Origin of the sequence: Nocardiopsis halotolerans DSM 44410 (assembly GCF_000341065.1) — a bacterium.
Lineage (GTDB): Bacteria > Actinomycetota > Actinomycetes > Streptosporangiales > Streptosporangiaceae > Nocardiopsis > Nocardiopsis halotolerans.
Genome location: NZ_ANAX01000239.1, coordinates 7360 through 17052, shown reverse-complemented (window position 1 = coordinate 17052; position 9693 = coordinate 7360). Strand labels below are relative to the sequence as shown.

At 73.9% G+C, this 9693-nt stretch carries 7 protein-coding genes, 4 pseudogenes and 1 riboswitch (1 of these 12 only partly in view); of the genes and pseudogenes, 5 read left to right on the top strand and 6 right to left on the bottom strand.

Annotation, left to right across the window (positions count from 1 at the left end; translation table 11 throughout):
* Positions 1-477, top strand: a pseudogene (locus tag D455_RS30960) (cobyric acid synthase); the annotation flags it as partial.
* Positions 474-1180 (top strand): annotated as a pseudogene (locus tag D455_RS30955) (cobalt-precorrin-6A reductase). The pseudogenes D455_RS30960 and D455_RS30955, both read left to right, overlap by 4 nt.
* Before the next feature lie 21 nt (positions 1181-1201).
* On the opposite strand, the gene D455_RS0118660 reads toward D455_RS30955, so the two are convergent.
* Positions 1202-1390, bottom strand: a complete 189-nt coding sequence (locus D455_RS0118660; RefSeq protein ID WP_017572231.1) for a DUF397 domain-containing protein — start codon at positions 1388-1390, stop codon at positions 1202-1204.
* Between the two features lie 276 nt (positions 1391-1666).
* On the opposite strand from D455_RS0118660, the gene D455_RS0118655 reads away from it, so the two are divergent.
* The gene (locus tag D455_RS0118655) at positions 1667-1861 is read left to right on the top strand and encodes a hypothetical protein (RefSeq protein ID WP_017572230.1); all 195 of its coding nucleotides are present in this window, start codon (positions 1667-1669) and stop codon (positions 1859-1861) included.
* A gap of 116 nt (positions 1862-1977) precedes the next feature.
* Positions 1978-2577, top strand: coding sequence for a Uma2 family endonuclease (locus tag D455_RS0118650; protein ID WP_017572229.1), 600 nt, complete (start codon positions 1978-1980; stop codon positions 2575-2577).
* On the opposite strand, the gene D455_RS0118645 is transcribed toward D455_RS0118650, so the two are convergent.
* Genes D455_RS0118645 through D455_RS0118635 form a run of 3 tightly spaced genes read right to left on the bottom strand, consistent with a single transcriptional unit; the run spans position 2558 to position 6659 of the window.
* Positions 2558-3913 (bottom strand): cobyrinate a,c-diamide synthase, encoded by a 1356-nt coding sequence (locus D455_RS0118645; RefSeq protein WP_017572228.1) that lies wholly within the window; start codon positions 3911-3913, stop codon positions 2558-2560. The genes D455_RS0118650 and D455_RS0118645 overlap by 20 nt on opposite strands.
* A 41-nt stretch (positions 3914-3954) precedes the next feature.
* Positions 3955-4569, bottom strand: a complete 615-nt coding sequence (gene cobO / locus D455_RS34585; protein ID WP_017572227.1) for a cob(I)yrinic acid a,c-diamide adenosyltransferase — start codon at positions 4567-4569, stop codon at positions 3955-3957.
* Entirely contained in the window at positions 4569-6659 is a 2091-nt protein-coding gene (locus D455_RS0118635) for a VWA domain-containing protein (RefSeq protein ID WP_017572226.1), read from the bottom strand. Before D455_RS0118635 ends, cobO begins: the two co-directional genes overlap by 1 nt.
* A 33-nt stretch (positions 6660-6692) precedes the next feature.
* A riboswitch (cobalamin riboswitch) is annotated at positions 6693-6832 on the bottom strand.
* Positions 6833-6886: 54 nt separating this feature from the next.
* Between D455_RS0118635 and cbiE the strand changes: the two are divergent.
* Positions 6887-8114: pseudogene (gene cbiE / locus D455_RS30945) on the top strand (precorrin-6y C5,15-methyltransferase (decarboxylating) subunit CbiE).
* Here the strand turns inward: cbiE and cobM are convergent.
* Together cobM and D455_RS30940 are read right to left on the bottom strand one after the other, a co-directional pair.
* The gene (gene cobM, locus D455_RS0118620) at positions 8083-8865 is read right to left on the bottom strand and encodes a precorrin-4 C(11)-methyltransferase (RefSeq protein ID WP_017572223.1); all 783 of its coding nucleotides are present in this window, start codon (positions 8863-8865) and stop codon (positions 8083-8085) included. The pseudogene cbiE and the gene cobM overlap by 32 nt on opposite strands.
* Positions 8850-9693, bottom strand: a pseudogene (locus D455_RS30940) (precorrin-2 C(20)-methyltransferase); it runs 654 nt beyond the window's last position. Before D455_RS30940 ends, cobM begins: the two are co-directional and overlap by 16 nt.

Below are 9693 nucleotides of genomic sequence, written 5' to 3'. Positions count from 1 at the left end.
GGGTTCCAGATGCTCGGCGCGGCCATCACCGACTCCGACGGTGTCGAGGCCGAACCCGGCGCGTGCGCGGACGGCCTCGGACTGCTCGACGTACGGACCGACTTCACCTCCGAGAAGACCCTGCGCCTGCCGTCCGGGAAGGCGCTCGGCGCGCCCGCGCACGGCTACGAGATCCACCACGGCCGGATCACGGTCGGCGGCGGTGCGGAGGAGTTCCTGGGCGGCGCCCGCTCGGGGAACGTCTTCGGCACCATGTGGCACGGCAGTCTGGAGGGCGACGCCTTCCGCTCCGCGTTCCTGGCCGAGGCGCTGGGCCGCGAGCCGTCCGGCGTGTGCTTCGCCGACGCCCGGGAACTGCGTCTGGACCTGCTCGGCGACCTCATGGAGCGGCACCTCGACGTCGACGCGCTGCTCGCCCTCGCCCGCGAGGGCGCCCCGGCGGATCTGCCCGTGCTGGCCCCGGGGAGCGCCCGATGAGGCTGCTGCTCCTCGGGGGGACGTCCGAGGCCCGCGAGCTCGCCGCGCTGCTGGTGGAGGCGGGCGTCGACGTGACCACGTCGCTGNCCCCCCCCGCCTGCCGGTGGGGAAGGTCCGTGTCGGCGGCTTCGGCGGGGTGCCCGGGCTGCGTGCGGCACTCGCCTCCTACGACGCGGTGGTGGACGCGACCCACCCCTTCGCCCTCGGCATGACCGCCAACGCGGCGGCGGCCTGCACCGACGTTCCCCTGCTGCGGCTGGAACGGCCCGGTTGGGACCCGGATCCGGCCTGGCGCTACGCCGCCACCCACGAGGACGCTGCGGAGAGGGCGGCGGAGCTCGGTGAGCGGCCGTTCCTCACGGTCGGCCGCCAGGAACTCGCCCGTTTCGTTCCCGCGCTGGGTCGGCGGGCGGTCCTGGCCCGGGTGGTGGACGTTCCCGAGCTCGCGTTGCCCGAGGCCTGGCGGCTGGTGACCAGCCGGGGGCCGTACACCCTCGACGGTGAGTTGGCCGTGCTGGGCGAGCACCGTGCGGACGTCCTGGTCACCAAGGACTCCGGCGGTACCTACACCTGGCCGAAGATGGAGGCCGCGAGGATGCTCGGCGTTCCGGTCGTGGTGGTGCGGCGCCCGCCGGGCCCGGCCGGTGTTCCCACCGTCCACGACGTGGCAGCCGCCTTCGCCTGGGTGACCGCCCTGGGGTGAGGGGGCGGGCGGCCACAGGGCCTACAGCTTGAGGGCGCTCGTCAGGGACGTCCACGCCTGGGACTCGAAGGTCAGGTACCCGAGATCGCGCTGGGTCGAATCCCGAACGGCGGCGTCCTGGACCCAGCCGACCTCCACGCAGCTTCTGCCGGTGTCCGGACTGTAGCCGCTGATCCGCCAGCTGGACACGGCGGACTCATCGTGCTTCATCAGAGCTTCCCTTCGATCGACCCAATCAGGTCGGCGGGCTCGTCTGGGCTCGGGCTCACCGAGCGCAGCCGATCGTATCGGGCCGCCACATGCTGCGCGTCTGAGGATTCAAGGTAGAGGCCACCAGCCGGGCCCACCGTGTAGCCGACAACTCCGAAGGAGTGGAGCGGCGTCGACACCTCCGTCGACGCCGAAACCCCCGAACTGCTCTCGGAGGACCAGTTCGACCGCTACGTCGACACCGTCGCCTCCCTCATCAGCGCCAGCGGACTGGACGTGACCGCCTCCGACACCGACCACGGACACCTCGACGTGAACCACCCGGACACCGGCTTCACCCTCGAACTCGACCTGCGCGAGGACCGCAGCGCCGAGTGGATGCTCAGCACCGACGACGAGACCGCCCCCGGAACGTCCGCGCTCCGGACCGCCTTCCTGATCGCCCGCCTGCTCTCTCCGGGCCGGAACTGACCCGGAGGGTGCCCCGGCCGAGTGGTCGGGGCACCCCCACGGCAGTGGCGTGCACAGCGTCCACAGCCAGCAGCAAGATCAAGGGAAATCAGATGCGCCTCGCTTACCCTGTCAACATGAGCGTCGCCGACCACTACTCGCCGCCCGTTCCAGAACCGCCCATCACCCCCGAACTGTTCGGGCGTCTCGCCGAGATCGCCCGCAACGAGGAGGGCGTCACCCTCGAACACATCAATGGAAAGGTCTGGGTCCACAAGGCGACCGACGGGGCTCACGGCGGCATTCTCATGTGGATGATGCGCCAGTTCATGGCGCACCGCCCCGATCTGGACCTCAACATCACCGGGCAGGGTCTGAAAATCGACCCCTACCGCAGGGAACGCGCGCGCCCGGACGGCGTCCTCGCCCCGATCGGCCATTTCGACCAGTCAGGGGAATGGGCCGACCCCGACGGTGTCCTTGTGGCCGTGGAGGTGACCTCCTGGGACGCTGACACGCACGCCCGCGACAGAGTGGAGAAGCCCGTCGCCTACGCCGACAGCGGTATCGGCGTGTACCTGCTGGTAGACCGCGAGGCCAACACCGTGGTGGTGCACTCCCGGCCCGTGGGCGGCCGGTACCTCGACCGCTCGGAACACCCCTACGGCGAAGCGGTCGACGTCCCGGGGACCGGGGTCGTCCTGGACACCGACGGGCTCAAGCGCTTTGCCCGTTGAGTACTGAAGCGTGCACGGCGTGCGCGAAGCGGGCGGCGAGCCGGGGGTGCCCGGCCCAGTGGACGTGCAGGTAGGACGCGTGCAGTGTCGGTGAGGCGAAACCCTCCGGCGTGCCGTCGACGCTCCATGCCGGGGCGCTCGCGGAGGCGCCGGGGGTGACGCGGGTGCGGTGGAACTCGTGGCCGGTGACCCTCTCCCCCGCCCGCGTCAGCAGGGTGTCCCCGGGCGAGACGGCCTCGGGGTAGCGCAGGGTGAGCCGCTCCGACATCCGGGCACGCGCGGGGACGGCCCCGGCCATGGGCTCACCGTCGAGCGACTCGGCGAGGTAGAGCAGCCCCGCGCACTCGGCGACGGTCGGCACTCCGGCCCGTACCGCGTCACGCAGCTCCGCCAGCAGGCCCCGGTTGGCGGCGAGGCGACCGGCGTAGACCTCGGGGAAGCCGCCGCCGAGGTAGATCCCCCTGGTTCCGGCGGGCAGTGCGATGTCGTCGAGCGGGTCGAAGCCGACGACCTCGCACCCGGCGGCGGTGAGCAGCTCCTCGGTCTCCGTGTAGCGGAAGGTGAAGGCCCGGCCGCCCGCCACCGCGACCCTCGGCCGCGAATTCATGGCAGACGGGGCCGTGGAGGGTGCTCCCAGCGCACGCACCGGATCCCAGGGCGGGGCCTCCAGGGCGGGCGCGGCGCGGGCCACGTCGAGCAGCGCGTCCAGGTCCACCTGACGCGCGACGTGCTCCCCCAATCGCTCGACCACCCTCGCCGACTCCGCCCGTTCGGACGCCGGGACGAGCCCGAGGTGCCGGGACGGACTGGCGATCTCCTCGGAGCGGTGGACCACGCCGAGGACGGGCAGGTGCGTGGCCCGGACGATCTCGGCGACGTTGCGTTCCGAGCCCGCCTTGTTGAGGATCACGCCGACGACCTCGACCGCCGGGTCGTAGGCGGCCATGCCCGCGACCAGCGCACCCACCGAACGCGACATCCGGGACACGTCCACCACCAGCACCACGGGTGTCCGGGTCAGGGCCGCGACGTGCGCGGACGAGGCGAACCCGTCGGTGCCGATCCGCCCGTCGTGCAGGCCCATCACCCCCTCGGCGACGGCGACGTCGGCGCCGCGCGCCCCGTGCAGGAGCAGCGGCGCCACCCGGCCCTCCCCGACCAGGTGGGGATCGAGGTTGCGGCCGGGGCGTCCGGTGGCGAGGGCGTGGTACCCGGGGTCGATGTAGTCGGGACCCACCTTGTGGCCGCTCACCACGTGTCCCGCGTCGCGGAGCGCGGCCATCAACCCGGTCGCGACCGTGGTCTTGCCCTGCCCGGTCATGGGCGCGGCGACCATCAGTCGGGGCGGGGCCGTCGGCCCGCAAGCCCTCGGGGACGTCACCACTCGATCCCCCGCTGCCCCTTCCGTCCGGCGTCCATGGGGTGTTTGACCTTCGTCATCTCGGTGACGAGGTCGGCCGCCTCCACCAGCCGGGGGTCGGCGCGGCGGCCGGTGATCACCACGTGCTGGCGGCCGGGACGGTCGCGGAGCGCCGCCAGGACGTCGTCGACGTCGACCCAGCCCCAGTTGAGCGGGTAGGTGAACTCGTCGAGGATGAGCAGGTCGTGCGTCTGGTCGGCGAGACGCCGTTTGATCTCCGCCCAGCCCTCGGCGGCGTCCGCCGCGTGGTCCTCTGTACTGCCCTTGCGGCGGCTCCACGACCAGCCGGAACCCATCTTGTGCCACTCGACCGGGCCACCCTCGCCGGTCTCCTCGTGGATCTGGCCCAGGCGTTCCAGCACGGTCTGCTCGCCGATGCGCCACTTCGCCGACTTGACGAACTGGAACACCCCGATCCGCCACCCCTGGTTCCAACCGCGCAGCGCGAGGCCGAACGCGGCGGTCGACTTGCCCTTGCCGTCACCGGTGTGGACGGCGAACAGGGGCTGGTTGCGGCGCTGCCGCGTGGTGAGCCCGTCGTCGGGGACGACGGGCGGCTGGCCCTTCGGCATCAGGCGGCCCTCTCTCGTACGGCGTTGCCCAGCGCGTCGGCGCTGACCTCGGTGACGGGCATGTGGTCGGCGCCCAGGCGGGCCGCGAGGCGCTCGGCGAGGCCGAGTCGCATCGGACCGGACTCGCCGTCCACCACGACCGCGGTGACGCCCAGTCCGGCGACGTGGTCGGCGGCGCCCATCGCACGGCCGACGGCGCCCCGTCCGCCGGTGGCGCGGCCGTCGGTGACGACGACGAGGAGGGGGCGCAGCCTCGGATCCCGCAGGCGTTCGCGCCGGAGGACGCGGGCCGCCTCCTCCAGTCCCTCGGCGAGCGGGGTGCGCCCTCCGGCGGGGAGGTCGTCGAGGCGGGCCGCGGCGACGTCCACGGAGCGGGTCGGCGGCAGCGCGAGTTCGGCGTCCCGTCCCCGGAAGGTGATCAGGCCGACCTTGTCGCGGCGCCGGTAGGCGTCGAGGAGGAGGGAGAGGATCGCGGTCTTGACCTCGGTCATGCGCTTGCGCGCCGCCATGGAGCCGGACGCGTCGACGCAGAACAGGATCAGGTTGGTCTCCTGCCCCTCGCGGACCGCGACGCGCAGGTCGCCGGGGTGGAGCCGCAGTCGTCCGCCGTCCCGGGGCCGGAGTGCGGCGGCCCGTACGGTCTCGACCAGGTGGAGCGAGCCGCCCGCTCCCCGACCTGGCGCGGCGGAGCCGATCCGGCGTCCCCGTGCGCCGACGGCCCGGCTGCGTCTGCCGTCGGCGCCTTCACCGGAACCCCGTGCGGTGAGCAGCCGGGTCCGGTAGGGGTCGGCGGCCCTGGCCGTGACCGGGGAGCCCCCGGAGGCCCGGGGCGGCGAGGGGTCGTCACCGGGGTCGGCCGGTTCGTGTTCGGCGGAGGCCGGAGCGGTCTCCGGGTCGGGCTGCTCGCCTCCGGAGGTCTCGGCGGGCTCGGCGGGCTCGTCGGGGCCCGAGGAAACGTCGCCGTCGGACGGGAGTTCCGGTTCGGACGGGCCCTCGGAGTCGGTGGGGTCGTCGCTTCCTTCGGGATCCGGCGGCTCCGGAGGGTCGGGCGGCGGTTCCTCGTCACCCAGGATCCGGTCGAGGAGGTCCTCGTCGAGCCCCGGCGCGTCGAAGGGGTTGCGCCGACGCCGGTGCGGCAGGGCGAGCGTGGCGGCGCGGCGGATGTCGGCCCGGGTGACCGAGGCCCGGCCCTCCCAGGCCGCGTGCGCCATCGCCGTGCGCGCGGTGACGATGTCGGCCCGCAGGCCGTCCACCTCGAACGCCGCGCACACCTCGGCGATCTTCAGCAGCGCGGCCTCGGACAGGCGCACCCGCCCGAGCGTCTTCCGGGCCACGGCGATGCGCTCGGCGAGGGCCTCCTCGGCCCCGCGGTAACGCGCGGCGAAGGCGGCGGGGTCGGCGTCGTGGGCCATGCGTCTGCGGACCACCTCGGCGCGGGTCCCGGGCTCGGGCGGCGCGGCGACCTCGACGGTGAGTCCGAACCGGTCGAGCAGCTGCGGGCGCAGCTCGCCCTCCTCGGGGTTCATCGTGCCGATGAGCAGGAACCGGGCCGTGTGCTCCACGGAGAACCCGTCGCGTTCCACGGTCACCCGGCCGGTCGCGGCGGCGTCCAGGAGGAGGTCGACCAGGTGGTCGTGGAGCAGGTTGACCTCGTCGACGTAGAGGATTCCGCGGTGGGCGCGGGCCAGCAGACCGGGCTCGTAGGCGACCTTGCCGTGTGTGAGAGCCCGCTCCAGGTGCAGGGAGCCGAGGACACGGTCCTCGGTGGCGCCGACGGGCAGTTCGACGAGCCGCACGGGGCGGCTCTCCACGGCCGTGTCGGGCTCGAAGGGGCCGTCCGGTGAGTGCTGGTCCGGATCGGCGGGGTCCACGGAGAACCGGTCGCCCTGGTAGACGTCGACGGGCGGCAGGAGGGAGGACAGGGCCCGCACGGCGGTGGACTTGGCCGTGCCCTTCTCCCCGCGCACCAGGACGCCGCCGATCTCCGGCGAGACGCTGGTGAGGACGAGGGAGAGGCCCAGGTCGTCGAGGTGTTCGGCGTCGCAGCCGACGATCGCGGAAAAGGGGTAGTGGTGGTGCGGTGACCGCAATGGCACGTGAGGCTCCCGCTCGTTTCGCCATCCGTAAAGGTCGGGCGCGAGGCCGGTCTTCGGACTTGCCGGGTCCTCCTGTGTGGAGGCTCGGTTCACCGCAGCGGGCCTGTGCCGGAATCTCACCGGGCTTCCCAGATTCTCCCCTCCCGCCGTCTCCACCGTTTCCGATGGCCCGGCCGTACGGGGCACCTCGTGCCTGTGGCCGCCACGATAGCGTCACGGGCATGAAGGATGACGCGCCCCCTCCCCCCGAACCGGTGATCACCGTCGTCGGCGTCGGCGCCGACGGCTGGCCCGGCCTACCGGAGCGACTGCGCCGGCTCGTCCTGGACGCGGACGTGGTGCTGGGCGGCCGCAGACACCTGGCGATGCTGCCGGACCCGCACGGACAGCGCCGTGAGGCCTGGCCCTCCCCCCTGCGGGAGGGGCTGCCGTCACTGCTCGCCTCCCTCGACGGCGCCTCGGCGGTGGCCCTCGCCTCCGGTGATCCCCTCGTGTCCGGGATCGGCACCACGCTGATCGAGCTGCTGGGCGCGGACGCCGTGCGGGTGGAGCCCGCCGTCTCCTCGGTCGCCCTGGCCCGCGCACGGATGGGCTGGTCGGCGGAAGGATGCGCCGTGGTGGGTCTGGTCGGGCGCGATCCCCGGCTGCTGCTGCGTCAGCTGGCGCCCGGCCACCGTGTCCTGGTGCTCTCCTCGGACGCCGGGACACCCTCGGCGGTCGCCGCCCTGTTGACCGGCGCCGGTTACGGTGCCAGCCGCATGGCCGTGCTGGGCGACCTGGGTTCGGACGCGGAGTCGCGCCTGGAGACGACGGCGGACGACTGGCTGGCCTCCCCCGGAAGGGCCCCCGCGCTGCACGTGCTGGCCCTGGAACTGGTCGGACCGCCCGGCCACGGTCTGGTCCCGGGGCTGCCCGACGACGCGTTCGAACACGACGGGCAGCTGACCAGGAGGGACCTGCGCGCCTCGGCGCTGGCCCGTCTGGCCCCCTCCCCGGGGCGTCACCTGTGGGACGTGGGCGCGGGCGCGGGGTCGGTCGGGATCGAGTGGATGNNNGGCCTGCACCGCCACGGCGGTGGAGGCCGACGGCGAACGGGCCGCGCGGATCGGCCGCAACGCGGGCCGACTCGGCGTCCCCGGACTGCACGTGGTCACCGGCCGCGCACCGGACGCGCTGGACGGACTCCGCGCGCCCGACGCGGTGTTCGTCGGCGGCGGCGCCACACGGCCGGGCGTGCTCGACACCTGCCTGCGGGCGCTGCGGCCGGGAGGCCGTCTCGTGGTGCACGGTGTGACGCTGGAGACCGAGAGCGTGCTCGCGGACGCCCACCGGCGCCACGGCGGGGAACTGACCCGCATCGCCGTCGAGACCACCGCGCCCATCGGCACGTTCACCGGCTGGACGCCCGCGCGGACGGTCACCCAGTGGTTCCTGGAGGTCGGTCACTGACCCGGGGACGGTCCGGACCGTAGAGGTAGGACTCACCACCCTTCCCGGGGTCGAGCGCCCTCCCCACGAGGATCACCGCCGCCTGCCGAAGCCCGGCCTCCTCCACCGCGTCGGCGATGGTGGCGACCGTGCCGTGCAGCACCGACTCCCCCGGCTGACTGGCCCGGTACACGACGACGACCGGGCAGTCACCGCCGTACTCGGGCTCGATCTCGGCCATCAGCTCCCGCACACGCCGGATCGCCAGGTGGAGCACCAGCGTGGCCCGGGTCGCAGCGAACGCGGCCAGCGACTCCGTGTCCGGCATGGCGGTCGAACGGGCCCGGGTACGGGTCAGCACGACCGACTGGGCCACCAGCGGCACGGTCAGCTCCCGCCCCGCCAGCGCCGAGGCCGCCGCGTACGCGGGCACCCCGGGCGTGACGTCCCACGGAACGCCGTGCGCGTCGAGCCGCCGGGTCTGCTCGGCGAGCGCCGAGTACAGCGACGGGTCTCCGGAGGTGAGCCGCACGACCTCCCGGCCCTCGGCGTGCGCGGCGACGAGGCGGTCGGTGATGCGGTCCAGGTCCAGGCCCTGGGTGTCCACCAGTTCGGCGTCGGGCGCACAGTGGGTGAGGACCTCCGGGTCCAGGTACGTGCCGGGGTAGAGCACCACGTCGGCCTCGGCGAGCATCCGCGTGGCGCGGACCGTCAGGAGGTCGGCGGCGCCGGGCCCCGCCCCCACGAAACGCACGGTCACGACCTCACCCACCTCGGGGTCCAGACACGGCCCGCCGCCGAGACCCGGGTTCCGGACGCGCCGACGATCAGCAGGCAGCGCATGTCGACGGCGGCCGGGTCGAGCTCACCGAGGGTGGTCACCGTCAGCGACTCGCCCTCCCGGCCGACGTCCCGGCCGACCACGACCACGGTGTCGGACTCGCGGTGTTCCAGCAGAACCTCGCGGGCGGTGACGATCTGTTCGGTCCGGGACCGGGAGGCCGGGTTGTAGACGGCCAGCGTCAGATCGGCCCCGGCGACGGCGCGCCCCCGCCGCTCGACCACCGACCACGGCTTGAGGCGGTCCGAGAGGCTCATCACCGCGAAGTCACCGCCGACGGGGGCGCCCGCGCGCGCCGCGACCGCCTGGACGGCGCTGACACCCGGCAGCACCCGCACGGGCACGTCCTCGTAGCCGGGTTCCTCCGCCGCCTCGAACACGGCGGTGGCCATGCCGAAGACACCGGCGTCACCGCCGGAGACCACGGCGACGCGCTCGCCGCGCGAGGCGAGGTCGAGGGCGAACCGGGCGCGTTCGAGCTCGACGGTGTTGCCGGAGGCGTGCCGGGTGAGCCCGGGGCGCTGCGGGACCCGGTCGACGTAGGGGGCGTAGCCCACCACGTGGTCCACCCCGGCGAGCGCCTCGGAGGCCTCGGGGGTGAGCCAGTGCCCGGGACCGGGGCCCAGGCCGACGACCAGAAGTTCGGCCGCCGGGCCCGCCGGCTCCGGGGACGCAGGCGCCGCCGCAACGCCGTTCCGGGACCGCTGGCCGTTGCGGCTGTCCCCGGTGACCAGTACCAGGGAGAAGTAGGGCACCGTC